Annotated in this window: 12 protein-coding genes; 6 read left to right on the top strand and 6 right to left on the bottom strand. The window is 58.0% G+C overall.

The features are described 5' to 3' along the window. Positions 1-17 precede the first annotated feature (17 nt). A complete protein-coding gene (locus tag ABJM11_RS11855) occupies positions 18-950 on the bottom strand; it encodes a chemotaxis protein CheV (RefSeq protein WP_348293493.1) in 933 nt (310 codons plus the stop codon). Positions 951-1,166: 216 nt separating this feature from the next. Here ABJM11_RS11855 and flgA point away from each other — a divergent pair, with 216 nt between their 5' ends. The 3 genes from flgA to ABJM11_RS11870 all read left to right on the top strand — a co-directional run bounded on the left by flgA (position 1,167) and on the right by ABJM11_RS11870 (position 2,858). Further along, complete coding sequence (flgA, locus tag ABJM11_RS11860; RefSeq protein ID WP_348293494.1) at positions 1,167-1,871, top strand: flagellar basal body P-ring formation chaperone FlgA; 705 nt, start codon at positions 1,167-1,169, stop codon at positions 1,869-1,871. A 182-nt stretch (positions 1,872-2,053) separates the two neighbouring features. Next, a complete protein-coding gene (flgM, locus tag ABJM11_RS11865; RefSeq protein ID WP_348293495.1) occupies positions 2,054-2,380 on the top strand; it encodes a flagellar biosynthesis anti-sigma factor FlgM in 327 nt (108 codons plus the stop codon). Between the two features lie 7 nt (positions 2,381-2,387). Continuing rightward, entirely contained in the window at positions 2,388-2,858 is a 471-nt protein-coding gene (locus ABJM11_RS11870; RefSeq protein ID WP_348293496.1) for a flagellar protein FlgN, read from the top strand. Positions 2,859-2,886: 28 nt separating this feature from the next. Here the strand turns inward: ABJM11_RS11870 and ABJM11_RS11875 are convergent, their stop codons facing one another. Next, entirely contained in the window at positions 2,887-3,633 is a 747-nt protein-coding gene (locus ABJM11_RS11875; protein ID WP_348293498.1) for a pilus assembly protein PilB, read from the bottom strand. A 218-nt stretch (positions 3,634-3,851) separates the two neighbouring features. On the opposite strand from ABJM11_RS11875, the gene ABJM11_RS11880 reads away from it, so the two are divergent. From ABJM11_RS11880 to ABJM11_RS11890, 3 genes are read left to right on the top strand one after another with little or no spacing between them, the layout of a single operon-like run. Next, positions 3,852-4,469: a peptidylprolyl isomerase gene (locus tag ABJM11_RS11880; protein WP_348293500.1), complete on the top strand. Its 618-nt coding sequence runs from the start codon at positions 3,852-3,854 to the stop codon at positions 4,467-4,469. Positions 4,470-4,498: 29 nt separating this feature from the next. Further along, positions 4,499-6,412: a bifunctional tRNA (5-methylaminomethyl-2-thiouridine)(34)-methyltransferase MnmD/FAD-dependent 5-carboxymethylaminomethyl-2-thiouridine(34) oxidoreductase MnmC gene (gene mnmC / locus ABJM11_RS11885; RefSeq protein ID WP_348293501.1), complete on the top strand. Its 1,914-nt coding sequence runs from the start codon at positions 4,499-4,501 to the stop codon at positions 6,410-6,412. Positions 6,413-6,472: 60 nt separating this feature from the next. Continuing rightward, a complete protein-coding gene (locus tag ABJM11_RS11890; protein ID WP_348293502.1) occupies positions 6,473-7,105 on the top strand; it encodes a CBS domain-containing protein in 633 nt (210 codons plus the stop codon). Positions 7,106-7,118: 13 nt separating this feature from the next. Here ABJM11_RS11890 and ABJM11_RS11895 read toward each other — a convergent pair whose 3' ends face one another. From ABJM11_RS11895 to smc, 4 genes are all read right to left on the bottom strand, one after another. Continuing rightward, entirely contained in the window at positions 7,119-9,869 is a 2,751-nt protein-coding gene (locus ABJM11_RS11895) for a hypothetical protein (RefSeq protein ID WP_348293503.1), read from the bottom strand. 145 nt (positions 9,870-10,014) lie between these two features. After that, the gene (gene ligA / locus ABJM11_RS11900) at positions 10,015-12,048 is read right to left on the bottom strand and encodes an NAD-dependent DNA ligase LigA (protein ID WP_348293505.1); all 2,034 of its coding nucleotides are present in this window, start codon (positions 12,046-12,048) and stop codon (positions 10,015-10,017) included. Beyond that, entirely contained in the window at positions 12,045-13,097 is a 1,053-nt protein-coding gene (gene zipA / locus ABJM11_RS11905) for a cell division protein ZipA (RefSeq protein WP_348293507.1), read from the bottom strand. The genes ligA and zipA overlap by 4 nt, the downstream gene beginning before the upstream one ends. Before the next feature lie 131 nt (positions 13,098-13,228). After that, positions 13,229-16,723: a chromosome segregation protein SMC gene (smc, locus tag ABJM11_RS11910; RefSeq protein WP_348293509.1), complete on the bottom strand. Its 3,495-nt coding sequence runs from the start codon at positions 16,721-16,723 to the stop codon at positions 13,229-13,231.

Here is a 16,723-nt window from a genome sequence, read left to right on the forward strand (position 1 = left end):
CGGAAGCAACAGCAAGTTCACTGCTCTCGGTCGATTATCTCCATGACTCTTTCAGCCAGCTCATCCGGGCTGAACTTCGCCATGAAATCGTCCGCACCTACTTTCTGCACCATGGCCTTGTTGAATACGCCACTGAGAGAAGTGTGCAGCATGATATACACATCCCGGATGGCAGGCTCATTCTTGCATCTGGTGACCAGAGTGTACCCATCCATTTCCGGCATTTCGACATCGGAGATAATCAATGAGAGGTGGTCAGCCGCGCGGAAACCGTCCGCTGTCAGCTCCTTCAGGTAATCATACGCCTGCTTGCCGTCATTCCTGGTAATCACTTCCATGCCAATGGCCGTCAGGCAACGCTCAATCTGGCGCCTGGCAACGGAAGAGTCATCCACCACCAGTACCGGCAGATGGCCCGGTGCCCGCTCTGCACTCCGGGTGCGAATCTCCTCGCCCACGTCCTGCTCGAGCGGTGAAACCTCGGAAAGAATTTTTTCGACATCAATGATCTCGACAATCCTGTCATCAATACGGGTTACCGCCGTAAGGTAGCCGTCCTTCCCCGCCCCCTTGGGCGGCGGGAGTATGTCCTCCCAATTCATGTTCACGATGCGATCGACACCGCCAACCAGAAACCCCTGGGTTTTGCGGTTGTACTCGGTAATGATCACAAAGCAGTGCGCCAATTCTTCCCGGGGAATCGCCGGCAGTCGTATAGACATGGCAAGGTCAATGATCGGTATGGTTTCGCCCCGGATGTGCGCGACGCCACACACCATGGGCCGGCTGTTCGGCAGGGAGGACAGCTTCGGGCACTGAAGCACTTCCTTGACCTTGAACACGTTGATGCCGTACATCTGCTGGCCGCGAAGCCGGAAAAGCAGCAGTTCCAGGCGGTTTTGTCCCACCAGCTGCGTGCGCTGATTAACGCTGTCCAATACCCCTGCCATGTTTCTTCTCCTGCTCGGACCAACCTGCCACCGCGCATACGTTTACGGCAAGGCACGCATATTGCTTCAATACTGTCAGACACCAGCCGATACTGACAATGTGCCGGTTTATTGACTCTTTGACTGGGCTTAACGGCCGGATTCGGAAATCATTAGGAATTTCCCGAATTACGGGGCCTTGCCCGACTATTGACAGCATAGGACAAACTGCAGCGTATGCGCATCACCATTTTCGTTACCGCATTGCTAATGTCTACCCTGACAGGCATCGGCATGGCGGCTGACACGACCGCCGGGCAGATAACAACAGCTGCCGACGAATTCCTGGCCGCATTTGCCAAAGCACAGTCCGGTGAAGGTTTTGCCGTTGAATACGACAGCGGAAGCCTGGACCCACGCCTCTCCCTGGCCACCTGTGATAGCCCGCTTGAGGTGTCCTTCAGTGGTGACCCCTGGAAAACCACACAACCTTCATTACAGATTTCCTGTGAAGGTTCGCGGCCCTGGCGTATGTTCCTCCCGGTCTCCGTCAATATTACCGGTGATGCCATGGTTGCGGCCCGCCCCCTTGGCAGGGGAGAGCGACTGACACCGGGCGCGTTGCGCACGGACACGGTCGTGGTGAACGCCATCAGAAGAGGGGCGATCACCAGCGAAGATCAGCTTGTCGGAATGGAAATGCGGCGCGGGATCAATGCGGGCACCGTATTTACTCCGGATCTGCTGCTGGCACCGGCGGCAATCGAACGGGGAGATCATGTTATCATTAGCGCGCGCAGCGGAAACTTTTCAGTAAACTCCCGCGGCAAAGCGCTGGCCAGTGGCGGAATCGGCGAACAGGTTCTGGTGGAGAACCTCTCGTCCTCCCGCACGGTCCGCGCCCGTGTCACGGCACCGGGCCGCGTGGAAATCCCCATGTAGGTGTCCGCACCACGGCATTTTCTGGCCACTGGCGGCAGATTATTGCCGCCAGTGCATCGGATGAAAGACTTGTAATCTCCATCGTGTAAAAATTTGCTAAAGAAATGTAAAGGCATGCCGATAATCAGGTATGAAACTCGTGGAGCCGCCCAACGCGGCCGATCAGCCAAGCAGGTAACGTTATGTCAGTTGACTTTAATGGAATAGGCCCAGGCCAGGTCAACACCCAGAGAACCACGGCCGACAAGTCTTCCGGTACCCAGACAGCGCAGCCCTCTGCAGGAGAGCAGGCGAAAGCTCAGGCGCAGGGTGCCCGGGGAGAGAATGTTAATCTGAGCAGCCAGGCAAAAGAGCTGAAGCAGCTTGAGCAGAAACTCGGCAATTACCCGGAAATGGACGATGATCGTATCGAACAGATCCGCTCTGCCCTGGAAAATGGCTCTTACAAGATTGATGCCGAGAAACTGGCCCAGAAAATGCTTGAGATGGATGAAAGCATTTTCGGGTGAGTAAATCATGGCCGCAATTGATGAACTGAAAGAACTTCTTGCCGAGGATATCCGTCAGCTGGACGCGCTGGCGGCCATTCTCAACCAGGAAAAAACCTGCCTGTCCGGCTCTGACATCCGCCAGCTTGAATCACTGACCGGTGAAAAGAACCGACTGCTCGAACAGATTCGTGAGAGCGCGAAACGAAAAATCCGCCTTTTGGTGGCCATGGGGTTTCGTCCGGAAAGTGGCGAACCGTCGCGGTTCATTCGCAGCGCGGGGCTTCCTGACCTGCTCACACTCTGGGAAGACGCTGACAGGCGCCTGCGAAGCTGTCAGCAAATGAACCACACCAATGGCCGGGTTATCAGCCACCTCCAGAAACGCCTTTCCCGTCTGACGGACATTTTCCGTGGTGTTGCAGGACATCAGAAGCTGTACGGTGCCCAGGGAGAGCAGAAGGCGGTTTCCCACAGCACCATTCTTGCCAGCGCCTGATTCCGAGCACTGAGGTACACCCGCCGTATCAGCGGGTATAAACCGTCATCTGCGAATCCGGGTGGAAACGGATGTTATCGATGGCAATGTTTCCCATGGACGGCCCCTGCCTTCCGCTAACCCGGATATTGTCCATGCGAATCTGTTCGATCCGCTCTGGAAATGCCATCCGCAGGCCGCCGTTCGCCAGCACTGTATAACGCGGTTCGTTGTCGCGATAGTGCACACCGGTAATGGTCAGATCTGACTCGAGAAAATTCAGCACCGGCACAAAAATATTGGCCGTCAGTTTCAGTCCTTCGATCACATCGGGCTCAACCTCCCCGGCACCGCTCTGATTATCACTCCCACCTGCCATCGCTGACACTCTGGCAACCCGATCCAGTAGTGCCTGATCCCCCTGCCCCGCAACACCGGCCAGGTCCTTATCATTCATGGGCACAAACCCGGACCGTTCGTACAGTTGGCCGGCGTCGGCAAGATCGCGGGAGTCATTTGCCGTATTACCTGCGGCAAAGCTAACCAACGGCTGGAATGGCAGCACGGCCATGGTCACCAGCGCAGCGGCGTTGCGGTATCGGGACTGGTGCTTCAGTACCCTGTGGAGCTCCCGCTCGGTAATCCAGCCGGACTGGACAAACACCTCACCCAGGCGCTGACCGGTTTCGTGCTGCAGACGCAGACCCTGTTCCAACTGGCTTTCGGAAAGGTAGCCCCGGTTGATCAACAACCGGCCAAGGCGGGATTTTTCTTCAAAACCCTGACGGATTCTCACGGTATGCCTCCCTGAACTCACTCTGAGTGCCGTACAACCCGGCCCGGCCTGGACACATCAGCGCCGCTGACGTGATAAAAGGTTACTTGATACTCATAAACTCCCTATGGATTCTGGCCGACCTGGTCCCGGATATCTGTTAATATCCGCCCTCAGGCAGCGGTCATCAGAGTATGGCAGCAAACTACTCCGGAGCTAACAACGAGAGCCATTATAGAATGCCAAATCCCGTTAAACCGTTTCGTTATGTGATGCAGATCGTTCTCTGTGTAACCCTGTCACTGGGCATCGCCTCCTCCCTGTCTGCCGAGGAGCGCCAGAACGAATTACCACAGGTGATTATTGAAACCAGCGAAGGGGTGATTGAAGTAACACTACGCCCGGACATCGCGCCGAAAACTGTCGACAACTTCCTCACCTATGTCCAGAATGGGTTCTACGAGGGCACGATCTTCCACCGTGTCATACCCGGCTTCATGGTTCAGGCGGGCGGATTTGACGAAGACCTCAGCCGGAAGCAGACTCGGGATCCCGTGCCCAACGAAGCCAAACCCACGGCTAAAAATCTGAGGGGCACGATTGCCATGGCCCGCACCAGCTCCCCCGATTCCGCCACATCCCAGTTCTTTATCAACCTGACCGATAACAACTTTCTTGATGCTGGAGTTCGCGGGCCAGGCTACACGGTCTTCGGCAAGGTCAGTGGTGGCATGGGTGTGGTAGACGCTATTGCCGGTGTGCCAACCGGTCGATCTCGCGGTATGACCGATGTACCGAAAGAGCCCGTCGTTATCCACAGTGTGTCCCAGAGAAAGGCTGACAGCGCCACAGAGTAACAGCCGAATGACCAGACGGTGACCATACAGTGACAACGGAAACCACCCCTCCATCCATTGAAACCGCGACCATCGAGTGGCGAGACGGCGTCCCCTGCTCCACCCGTTTTGATGACGTCTATTTCAGTCGCGACAACGGGCTGGAAGAAGCCCGCCATGTGTTTATTCGCCACAACCGGCTGGCCGACAGGTTTTCCGAGGCTCCGGAGGGCAGCGCTTTTGTCATTGCAGAAACCGGTTTCGGCACCGGTCTGAATTTTCTCGCTGCCTGGCAAGCGTGGGAGACGTCCAATCCCGCTGACAATGCCTGCCTGCATTTTGTATCCGCCGAGCGTTACCCGCTTGACCGCTCGGATCTCAGTCAGGCCCTGTCATTGTGGCCCGAGCTGGAAGAATATTCAGCCCAGCTGATCGAACACTACCCGCCCCCGGTTCAGGGCACACACCGTCTGGTTCTGGCGGGGGGACGTGTCCGGCTTACCCTGTACTTCGGCGACGTACTGGATGCATGGCGCGAACTGGAGTTCCAGGCGGATGCCTGGTTCCTGGATGGTTTTGCCCCGGCTAAAAACCCAGGTATGTGGAGCGATGCAGCGATCACGGCGTTGCGAAGCCACAGCCGGCCCGGCACGACCATGGCGACCTTTACCGCTGTTGGCGAAGTCCGCAGATTGCTGGCAAACGCCGGATTCACCATGAGCAAGACACCAGGATTCGGACGTAAGCTCGAGATGCTGAGCGGAGAGCTTCCCCTCACGTCGGAAGGGGGCGGCGATTACGACAACGCAGCGCCCCGCTCCATTGCCATTCTTGGCGCAGGTGTGGCCGGCAGCCTGTTAGCCCGCAACCTGGCGGACCGCGGCCTGGACGTAACGTTGATCGACAGGGCGGTGGATGCTGGCACGGCCGCATCCGGCAACCATCAGGGCGCCCTGTATGTGAAACTTGGCGTGGAGTTCAATGACCAGGCGAAACTTGGCCTGAGCTCCCTGCTTTTCAGTCAGCGCTATTACGCTCAATCCGGCGGCGACTATTGGCATCCAACCGGCCTCATCCAACTGGCCTATAGTGATGTGGAAGCGGATCGACAGGCAAGGTTCACCGCCCGGAACGATTATCCGCCCTCCGTTCTCCGCGCCGTGGACGCCCCCGAAGCCTCGCGGTTGGCTGGCATCCCCCTTCAAAGCGGTGGCTTCTGGTTTCCCCGCAGTGGCTGGCTGGAGCCCGGCTTGCTCTGCCGCTCGCTGGTTAGCCACCCGCGGATACACCGCTGCTTCGGCTTCGATGTTCACCGGCTAACGCCCTGCAATGGCAAGTGGCACGTTGCCGGCAACGGTGAGCAGGATGTGATTGCAGACCGTGTGGTCATCTGTGGAGGCCATCTCAGTCCGAGCCTTATACCGCTGCGCAACAAATTCCGCTTCCGGACCATTCGCGGACAAGTGTCCCATATACCGGAATCATCCCTGAACAATCCGTCCGTTGTTCTCTGCGGCCCCGGTTATATCAATCCGGCTCACAAGGGCGTCGCGCTGACGGGTGCAAGCTTCGATCTGCACGATCACTCACCAGCCCTTTCTGCTGAAAGTCACCGTGAGAATCTCTCGATGTTGACATCCATGGTGCCGGCCGCGCTCAGAGGCCCGGCAGAAACGATAGACCCTGCCCTGCTGGACGGAAAAGTGGGGTTTCGATGTACAACTCACGATTACCAGCCAGTGGCGGGCGCTTTGACGGATGCGGCAGGCCGCATTCTTGAGGGTATCGACCTGTTTACCGGGCTGGGCAGCAAGGGGCTGACCTATGCTCCATTACTGGCCGAATACCTGGCCGACCGCATCACCAACCAGCCACACTGCCTGCCAGCCTCCCTTGCCAGGCGGGTGGCAACTCAGCGCTGCCATCAGCCGGAAGTATTGCAGTCGGAAACTATTGACGCCTGAAGGAATCCAATATCCGGCCGATAACCTGACAAGGCCCTGTTATTACCGGAGCAAACCATTATGTCCATTCATGTCAGTGAACCCGGCCGCCCGGTCGGTACCCGCCTTCCGGAAGTATTCCGGGGCCGCCGTGTGGGTGACGTCACAGAACTGACGGAGTCCCATAATATCGACGTCAGCCACAGCGATGCCACTGACGCCGAGTTTCAACTGGCCGCCAGGTCCGGTCGCCATCGGGCGCTCGAGGAATATGGCGCGGTGGCCGCCGGGGAACCCAAGGAGCGGCGAGCCTATCTGCCGGTTTCCCAGATTTGCACCCCGGCACTGTTTGCGTTGTCAGCGGAGGCCTCCGTAGCCGAGGCGCTGGATACGATGGAAGCAAACGGTATACACCACATCGTGATTACAGCCGATGACAATGTCGCTGGGCTTGTAGACCTGAGGTGGTTACTGTCCTGGTTACACCGATCCGGCGCAACTCCTGCGGATTCCGGTTTCGTGAATATCGAGTTGCCGGCATTTTTGACAGCTTCACCGGAAACCGACGCTCATCAGCTGGCAAGGCTGATGCTGGCCCACCAGCTCAATGCCGCATTGGTTATCGACGAAAACGGTCATCCCACCGGGATTGTAACCAGCACCGATTATCTCCGGCTTTATGCCAGTGCAAGCAGGCATGAAGGCAACGTTTAGCCCGAAGCCCCCGTCAGTGCAGCGAACGCCCTTCGCCGGTATACAGTCGTACTTCCCAATGCTCTGACGTGGCACCGGATACCTTTACCAGCGCCACAATTTCATCGTCCCGGTAGTTTGCAAGACGGATTATTTCAGCGTCTTCTGCCCCGACCGCGAACTGCTTTCGCCACTCACGGCTGGCCTCCGCGTCATCCCCATTCTCTTCTTCATTACTGGTTTCTTCACTGAGGGAAACCCGGGCGAGGATCGGCTGAACGAGGCTGTTGCCTTCACTAGCGGCGAAGTTACCATTGGTGCTCCCCGCCACCACGATGTCCCCATCGTAGGTTGTGACGGCGTTCAGCACTTCGGTAGCGCTGTTATCCAGATCGTTGAAAGTAAAACTGCGGGTAACCTCCCCGAGAACCGTGTAGGACAGGAGAAATCCAGCCTGGTTGTTTAGCTGATTGCGCTCAAGTGAGCGGTCACCGTCGTCCGATTCCACCCGGTATTCACCATCACTGTTGCCCAACAGCCACACGTTATTGGTGCCGTAGATACCGTCGGAAAGAATTTCGTTGCCTTCAGTACCACGCTGATTCACAGTGATATCACTATCCTTGCTGCTGGCAATGTAAAAGAAAGCGTCCTCACCACCTTTCTGGGGCTGGCCCATGACCGCGCCGGTCGAGCTTCCTATCAGCAGCGGACTGCTTGTTTCGGCGCTGCCGCCAACAACGGATTCATCATATGCAGCCGAACCCACCTGCCTGGTCCAGGCTACTTTTGGTGTTAATGAATCGCCATCCTTTTCCGTATCAACGCGTTGAAGAAAACTGTCGAAGTGACCGGCTAATGCCTCGTTCGGCCACTGGCCGCTGGTTTCGCCGGCATTGACCACGAAACCGGTATCCGGGTCGATACCTGTCCAGCGAGGGAGATCATCACCGGCGGTGCCGGTAACCGTTTCCCAAACCTGCACATAACTGTCCGGGTCCTGCGCCGTATCAAAAAAGTACAGCAGGGTATGAACGTCGACACCATTACCGCTCGGGTCACCCGTGGCGGTCTGCTCACTGCCGAACGACACCACGAATTCGTAACGGGTGACATCATCGCCCCCTTCCTCCACCTCACGTTCCGCGAAGCCAATAACCGGAGGAGCGTTCATCGACACCGAGGCAACGGATAGCTGTTGTTCCGTCATATCACCTTTCTGGCTGAAAATCCGAACCCCGGGCCGGTTACTGTCATCAGCACGGTAACCCACCACGAAAAGCCGTCCGCTGTGGCCGACGGCAATGTCTGTGGGCACGAAACCATTCTCCATACCGACGGCAAGCGGCGAGGTGAGCTCATTTATATTGACACGCAGTTTGTCAGCGTCAGCAGCCGCCGCAAATCTTTCCCGCCCTGTCTGGTAGCGCTCGTCAAGGCCAAGCAGTATAAAACGGTCATTCTCGAGCTGGCCATTGCTGTAGGTATCCGGCACCCTGATACGGAAGCCGACTTCTTCAGTGCCCTCTCTGAACGCCAGAACGTCATTGTCCTCCCACTCGCCGTCGGTGTTGCGAACCTCGATAAAGAAGTCTTCGCCATGGACCGCTTCCGAGTCATCGTCCTCGCCCAGTTTTACACTGTAGGTCCCTACGCGTTCGCCACTGAGCAGCGCCCGGTATTCACGGGTCTGACCGACGTTAATCGCATCGCGGGTACCCCCGGCCACGGTTTCAAGGCGCACAGAGGGCTCATTGTCCTTGATGCGCAGCAGTTCCCTGACGCCGGTATTTGAGCTGCCCAGCCCGGCCAGCCCTGAACGCACTTCAGTCAATCTCATGTTCAGGGTTTCAAGAGGCTCGGCCTCCCTGTCTTCGATCACCTCAAGCCGTATGTAGCATTCGGTGATTCCCGGCTCCAGGGTGAGGACCCCCCTGGACAGAAAGCCTTCCTCCCCGGGTTGGTACTCAAGATACGAAGGCACAGGCAGCGACCCTTCACTACCGCTGCCCAGGCCGACAATATCTTTACCGATAATAGCTTCATTATCGTTCGCGGCCCCATTCTCGCAGCGTTGGTGAGGCGCCTCGAAGCCATCGTCACAGCGCTGGGGGTTGAAGCTGCTGTCCAGCTCAAAAGCCACCGCCACGCGAGTAACCGAGGGCTGGTCCAACAGCACACGCACCAGTACCGGATAGGTATCCCTGGTTCGCGTTTCCGTTCCGGATACAGATCCATCATCGGCATAGGTATTGGCTTCGTAGGTATGACGGCCGATCTCACCCAGTTCCGGCGCATCGCAGCGGTTATCTTTTTCCTCCGGAACGTCCGCTGGCTCACCTTCGGTAAAGTCCTCCAACGACAGACTGAGTACATTTTCCTGTACCTCGATTTCAAACGACTGTGACCCCGAGGCGCTGCCGTCGTTGGCAACGAGATTGATGTTCTCTGTGGTTCCAAGGTCGTCACGCCCGCGACTTCCACCCGTCAGCCCCGGAACCCCACGCATGATCACTCCTTGCCGGGCCTTGTTGCTGGTATCTTCCAGGGCCAGCCAGGAGGGTGCATTGGTCAGGGAATAATCGAGGATATCGTCGCTATCGAAAGCACCAAAATTGTAGGCATACTCCACACCCAGGTAGGCATCAACCGGCGGTACGCCAAGAATGACCGGGTCGTCCGCATCGCGCTCAGTCTTACAGCCGGCGGTGACGACAACAAGCAGTGACAGCAGGGTCAGGCAGACAGCCCGGAGTGGAAAACGGGATAACGAATCGGCGCGCATGGAAAAGTCCGTTTCAGAGCATTGTTTTTATGGGTGCTTTACACACCGTTACAGAACAATCTCATGGTAATCAATTTCCCGGGGGCGGGATCTGCGCGAGTTCTCAGATTCTGATCACGGACTGGTCATGGTGGGCGCCACGGCTTCAGCTCTCGACGCCGTGGCTGGAAAGGAAGTCGGCAAACGCCTGTTCATCCATGACTGGCACTTCCAGGCTTTCAGCCTTGGTGAGTTTTGAGCCCGCCGCCTCGCCAGCGACAACGCAGGCTGTTTTCTTTGAAACACTCCCGGCCACTTTGGCACCGAGGGATTCGAGCCTGGCCCTGGCTTCATCACGGGTCATGCCAGAGAGGCTGCCTGTAAGCACCCAGGTTTCTCCTTTCAGCGGCTTTTCAACAGCGGTGATCTCCTCGCTCTGCCACTCAACTCCGGCGTCCCTGAGCGCCTGGATGGTTTCCTGGTTGTGGGGTTGATCGAAGAAACTGCGGATATGGCCGGCGACAATCGGCCCCACGTCAGGAACAGACTGCAAGGCGTCATCATCCGCTTCACTGATGGCTTCGAGCGTTCCAAAGTGGCTGGCCAGGGCCTTTGCGGTAGCTTCGCCGACCTCCCGGATACCGAGCGCATACACAAACTTCCACAATACCGGCCGCCTGGATCGGTCAATGGCACTGATCAGGTTGCCCGCCGACTTCTCCCCCATCCGCTCGAGTCCCGTCAGGTCGGCTTTCTTCAGCCGATAGAGGTCGGCCACGGTATTCACCAGTTCCCGGCCCACCAGGATGTCGATCCATTTGTCACCCAGGCCTTCGATATCCAGGGCCTTACGGGAAGCATAATGTCGAATGGCCTCCTTGCGCTGGGCCGGGCAAAACAGACCCCCGGAACAGCGAGCCACAGCCTCACCCTCGATCTGTACGATATCGGACTGGCACACCGGACAGCTTTCCGGCAATTCAACAACCCGGGCGTTTTTCGGCCGACGCTCGGTAACCACCTTGACCACCTGCGGAATGACATCACCGGCCCGGCGAACGAAAACAGTATCGCCAATACGGGCATCCAGACGACGAATTTCATCCATGTTGTGGAGGGTGGCGTTGCTGACGGTGACGCCGCCCACAAACACCGGCTTGAGGCGGGCAACCGGTGTGATGGCACCGGTGCGCCCCACCTGGAACTCCACGTCCTCAATAACCGTGAGTTCTTCCTGTGCCGGGAACTTCTGGGCTATGGCCCAGCGCGGCGCCCGGGATACGAAACCCAGCTGATGCTGCAGCGCCAGACTGTTAACCTTGAAGACAATACCGTCGATTTCGTAAGGCAGGCTTGCCCGTTTGTCCATAAGATCGTTATAGGCCTGCAGGCAGGCATCCACTCCCGTGGCCTTACGCATCTCCGGGTTTATCCGGAATCCCCAGCCTTTTACCTGCTGCAGCCCCTCCCAGTGCGTTGCCGGCAGGCGGCCCTCATCCTCCAGCGCCACACTGTAGGCACACATCTCCAGCGGGCGCCGCGCGGTAACCGAGGGTTTCTTCTGGCGCAGGCTTCCTGCTGCGGCATTACGAGGATTCACAAAGGTTTTTTCGCCCCGGTCCGCCAGGCGTTTATTGAGGGTTTCGAAACCTTCAAGGGGCATATAGACCTCACCCCGCACCTCCACAAGCTCGGGAATTGAATCGCCCCGGAGTCTCAGTGGTACCGAGGGGATGGTCCGGATATTCGCGGTGATATCTTCACCGGTGTAACCGTCGCCCCGCGTGGCGGCGCGAGTAAGAATCCCGTCTTCGTAGTGCAGACTGACTGCCAGACCGTCAAGCTTGGGCTCACAGACGTATTCAATGTCCCCGGTCGTTTTCAGGCGGTCTCTTACCCGACGGTCAAAATCCTGCAGTTCCTCTTCGCTGAACGCATTATCCAGGGACAGCATCGGAATCCGGTGTACCACCTCCTCAAAGGTGGTTTCTCCCTGAGCGCCGATGCGGCGCGTGGGTGAATCCGGAGTCACGATATCGGGGTAGCTGGCTTCCAGGTCCTGCAGCTCGCGAAACAGGCGATCGTATTCGGCGTCCGGCACCCGGGGATCATCCTGCACGTAATACTGATAATTATGCTCGGTAATGATGTTCCGGAGTTCTTCTGCCCGGCTGGTCACGTCGGGGGTGGCTTTGGTCATTGTCGGGGGGATCGTTGCTTGCGTTCGAATTCACGGATGCGCTGGCGGCAGTGTTCGATGGTTTGCGGAGTCATCACACTGCGCCGTTCGTCTTTCAGTTCGCCACCCAGATTACGCACCACACACTGCGCCGTTTCCAGCATGAACTCGAACGCCTGCATGCAATTGGTTGGCCCTGGCATGCTCATGAAGAAACTGATACCCGGCGTGGAAAGCTCCGGTATATCCTCCGGTCTGAAAGTGCCTGGCTCCACGGCACTGGCAACGCTGAACTGGACGGGGCTGGTGGTGTCGGCCTGTTCGTGACGGTGATAGATGTCCATGTCACCATGCTCCAGGCCGCAGGCTTCAAAGAGTGCTTTCAGTCGGGGGCCGGTGAAGTTCTGATCCGTCTTTGCCAACACATTGATAACCACTACCTCACGGGCTTCCGGCCGGTTAGCACCGGCCAGTGGCTGACCGGCAGCGCGGGTGGCATTATCACGCCGGGCGGTATCCTCTTCAACCTCGGAGGTCACCGTGGGAGCTGCAGTTCCACCTTGCTCTTCGCGTTCACGCTCGGGTTCCTCCGCTTTCGGCTTCTCGACAACCCGGGCTTCTCCCACGATGCCGTCATCTGGCTCAGGCATTTCCGGTTCGTCGTCAACCGCACCCCACCCCGTATCGGGCTGAACCGAGCTGTTATCCATTTCGCTGGCTGCGAAATCTTCCGCAACGTCGTCCGGCGAAGGTTGAGCAGGCTCTTCTTCCCTGGGGCTTGTAATAACCGGACGAGTGGGCTTTTGTTGCGGCTTGGCAAAACGGCTTTTTTCCGGTTTCACGTAACCCCGCTCTTCCAGCGTATCCCGGGAAATGGTGCGGGCACCGCCGTTCGGAAGTTCAGGGTTATAGTCTTTCTCGAGTGGGGAATCGTCGAGGTCATCCGCCCCCATACCGGAGGAAATGGCAATCGATTCCTTGCGAGCACGCCTCATCCGGCGCAAACCATCAATAACAATACCCAGAATAACCAGGATACCGATGGCAATTAACCATTCCCTAAGAGACATAATGATGCTGTCCTGTTTGCAGATCAGATATCGTTGCTACTCTAAGAAAAGCCTGTAATGAATACAACGCAAACACAGGCCAGATGGCAGTTTTGTCATCTTTGCGTGCACATTGAGCGGCGGGCACGATGTCAGGCCTCCGCCAGTGCCGTTGCTTCGTCCACGTCAACCGATACCAGCCGTGAACATCCCTGCTCGTGCATGGTAACACCCATTAACTGGTCGGCCATTTCCATGGCGATCTTGTTATGGGTAATGTAGATGAACTGGACCTGTTTCGACATTTCCTTGACCAGATTCGCATAACGGCCCACGTTGGCATCGTCCAGAGGCGCATCCACCTCATCAAGCATACAGAACGGGGCCGGATTGAGCTGGAAGATCGAGAACACCAGTGCAATCGCCGTCAGGGCTTTTTCACCGCCTGACAGTAGATGGATGGTGCTGTTTTTCTTGCCCGGAGGCCGCGCCATGATGGCCACGCCGGTTTCCAGAAGATCTTCACCGGTCAGCTCCAGATAGGCATTGCCGCCGCCGAAAACTTTCGGAAACAGCGCCTGCAGGCCGCCGTTCACCTGATCGAAGGTTTCCTTGAAGCGCTGACGTGTTTCCCGGTCAATCTTGCGGATGGCGGTATCGAGGGTCTCCAGCGCCTCCATCAGGTCTTCATGCTGGCTGTCCAGATAGGTCTTGCGCTCGCTCTGTACCTGGTATTCCTCGATGGCCGCGAGGTTGATAGCACCCAGACGCTGAATTCGCGAGGCAAGCTTTTCCAGCTCGTCGGCCGATACCTTTTCGCTGGCATCCTCCGGCAGTGTCGACAGGACCTCCTGCAGGCGGACGTCCAGCTCTTCGAGCTGCTCCAGATGGTTGCCAGCGCGGATTTCCAGGGCCTGGGACTCCATTTTCAGCTTCTCCAGACTGGCCCTGACGTCCTGAATGGTATGCTCTATACGGCTGCGACCCTGCTCCTTCTCGCGCACTTCCTGGTCGATTTCTTCCAGGGCGTCCCGGGCCGCGCCCAGCTTTTCTTCCTCGGCAAGCCGACGGTCCAGTAACCCTTCAAGCTGCATCTCCAGGTCTTCGATGGGCTCCTCTGCGCTTTCGCGGCTTTCACGAAGAATGTCCAGACGCTCATCAATCCGCTCTTTCTGCAGCTGCATACGATCGATGGTCTGGCGCAGGCCCTCCCGCTGACTGTTCAGGGACTGCAGCTGTAGCTGAAGCTGGTGGGCATGGTCGCGGTCATGCCGGGCTTCCTGTCGCAGGCGGTCGAGGTTTTCCCTCAGCAGGTCACGGCGCTCGAGCAGCCGCTCCTTCTCCTCGTCGCTGTCTTCCGTGGAGGCCAGCGCCTGCTGCCATTCTTCCCGGGTCTCCTGCAGTTGTTCCTGCTGCTCTTCGAGATTCATGGCTACGTCGGCCTGGTCGTCCCGAATGCGCTGAAGCCGGGCATCAATCTGTTCCGCCCGCGCCTTCAGGCCACTGATTTTTGAGGACAGCGTCGCCAGTTCCCGGTCAGCATCCGCCAGCCGGCTCTGGGCTTCGTCTCTGGCAGATTCCGCACGCTCGGATCGTTCCAGCAGACGGTCCAGTGTATCCATGGCGGTTTCCAGGGCGGCCTCCGCCTGTTCCAGTTCGTCTGCCAGCGCCGTGACCTTTTTCTGGCGCTCAATCACGCCAACCTGAGCGGCATCGGAATCCGGCATCAGTATCCAGTCGGCAGAAAGCCAGGCCCCGTCACGTGTAATAATACTCTTGCCCTGCGCCAGTGTACTTTGGCGGCCAAGGGCCTCCTCCATGGATTCTGCCGTATCCACCAGCGCCAGTACGGACGCCATACCGCCAGCACCCGTTACCTTGCCGGCCAGCCCACCTGAACCGACGGCCCCACCTTGCTCACTGCTCACCAGTGCTAACCCACGGGGGGCAGCAGCCATTGCAGACTGCACCGACCCCAGGCCCGGAACGCTGAGCCCCTGGGTGAACCGGCCGATCACCTGCTCCACCGCAAATTCCCACCCATCCTCAATCTGCAGCTGCGTTGCCAGTCGCGGGCTGTTGCTCAGGCCGCGATCATTCAACCACGCCTGCAGCGTATCGTCCTGGCCACCCATCTGTTCATCAAGCAGAGCCTGCTGGGATTCAAGTGAGGCTCTGAGGCTCTGAACCCGCTGGCGGGCATCGGTCGCGGTCTGTTCGGCATCCCGTTGTTGATGGCGCGCTTCCTGCAGATCATCCTGGACAACATTGATTCGCTCAGACGCTTCCTCCCTCTGCAGTTCCAGGGTTTCCTGCTGTTCGAGCATGTCATCCAGTTCAGCGCGATCGAGTTGCCCCTCAAGCAGTTCCTGCTCGTCCTTCAACCGTTGCTGGCGGGTACGGAGTTGCTCAATGGCGTTCTCGAGGGAACGAATACGGGACTGTGCCAGTTCCGCCTGCCGACGAGCATCGGCAGAACGTGCGCTGAAATCCTCCCAGGTATGCTGCCATTCGCTCATGGCATCTTCCGCACCCTGGAGTTTTTCCCCGGATTCTTCAGATTTCAGCGTCAGTGCCTCCTGTTCTGGCTCCAGCATGTCCAGCTCTTCCTGAATACCGGACAGCTTGGCCTGATCCTGCTCCAGCTCCCGGGCCAGTTCACGCTGGTTTGCCATGGCCTGGTCCAGCTCTGCGGCGGTCTGGCGACTGCGTTCACGCTGGTGCTCGAGGCTCTGTTCGATACGGGCGATGTCGGCGCCAGCTTCATAATAGCGAGCCTGCGCCCGGTTGAAATGCTCGTTCCGCTCCTGATGGTTTCCTCGCAGAGACTCCAGGGAGGTCTCAAGGCTGACACGCTCGGACAGCTGCTTCTCCAGTTCCAGTTCGGTATCCCGGATACGGGAGCGCCAGGTTTGCAGGTCCGTGTCCAGGGTCTGCCAGCGTAGCACCGTCAGTTCGGCTTTTTTCTGCCGTTCTTCCTGCTTGTAAGCCTTGTACTTTTCGGCCGCCTGGGCCTGGCGCTCAAGATGTTGAAGCTGGCGGCCCAGTTCTTCACGCAGGTCTGTCAGGCGCTCCAGGTTCTCCTGGGTACGGCGTATACGGCTTTCAGTTTCCTTGCGGCGTTCCTTGTACTTGGAAATACCGGCTGCTTCTTCGATATACACCCGCAGTTCTTCCGGCTTGGCTTCAATCAGCCGGGAAATCATGCCCTGCTCGATAATGGCGTAACTACGGGGGCCCAGACCGGTCCCCAGAAACAGGTCGGTGATGTCGCGGCGACGGCACTTGGAGCCGTTGAGGAAGTATTCCGACTGACCCTCGCGGGAAACACGACGCCGGACGGAGATTTCATTGAAGCGCACGAACTCGCCGGGGGCTGAGCCATCGCTGTTGTCGAATACCAGTTCAATGGACGCCTGACCCACAGGCTTGCGGGCGCTGGAGCCGTTGAAAATAACGTCCGACATAGACTCACCACGGAGGTACTTGGCGGAGCTTTCACCCATGACCCAGCGCACGGCATCAATAATGTTGGACTTGCCACAGCCATTGGGGCCCACAACCGCTGTCATGTTGGAAGGGAATGGCACCGTGGTCGGGTCGACAAATGACTTGAAGCCGGACAGTTTGATGGATTTCAGGCGCAT

Source organism: Marinobacter sp. (assembly GCF_039977835.1).
Taxonomy (GTDB): Bacteria; Pseudomonadota; Gammaproteobacteria; order Pseudomonadales; family Oleiphilaceae; genus Marinobacter.

Coding starts and splice junctions, on each gene's coding strand:
- ABJM11_RS11855 (WP_348293493.1), bottom strand. CDS start 950: ATGGCAGGGGTATTGGACAGCGTTAATCAGCGCACGCAGCTGGTGGGA.
- flgA (WP_348293494.1), top strand. CDS start 1,167: ATGCGCATCACCATTTTCGTTACCGCATTGCTAATGTCTACCCTGACA.
- flgM (WP_348293495.1), top strand. CDS start 2,054: ATGTCAGTTGACTTTAATGGAATAGGCCCAGGCCAGGTCAACACCCAG.
- ABJM11_RS11870 (WP_348293496.1), top strand. CDS start 2,388: ATGGCCGCAATTGATGAACTGAAAGAACTTCTTGCCGAGGATATCCGT.
- ABJM11_RS11880 (WP_348293500.1), top strand. CDS start 3,852: ATGCCAAATCCCGTTAAACCGTTTCGTTATGTGATGCAGATCGTTCTC.
- ABJM11_RS11890 (WP_348293502.1), top strand. CDS start 6,473: ATGTCCATTCATGTCAGTGAACCCGGCCGCCCGGTCGGTACCCGCCTT.
- ABJM11_RS11895 (WP_348293503.1), bottom strand. CDS start 9,869: ATGCGCGCCGATTCGTTATCCCGTTTTCCACTCCGGGCTGTCTGCCTG.
- ligA (WP_348293505.1), bottom strand. CDS start 12,048: ATGACCAAAGCCACCCCCGACGTGACCAGCCGGGCAGAAGAACTCCGG.
- zipA (WP_348293507.1), bottom strand. CDS start 13,097: ATGTCTCTTAGGGAATGGTTAATTGCCATCGGTATCCTGGTTATTCTG.
- smc (WP_348293509.1), bottom strand. CDS start 16,723: ATGCGCCTGAAATCCATCAAACTGTCCGGCTTCAAGTCATTTGTCGAC.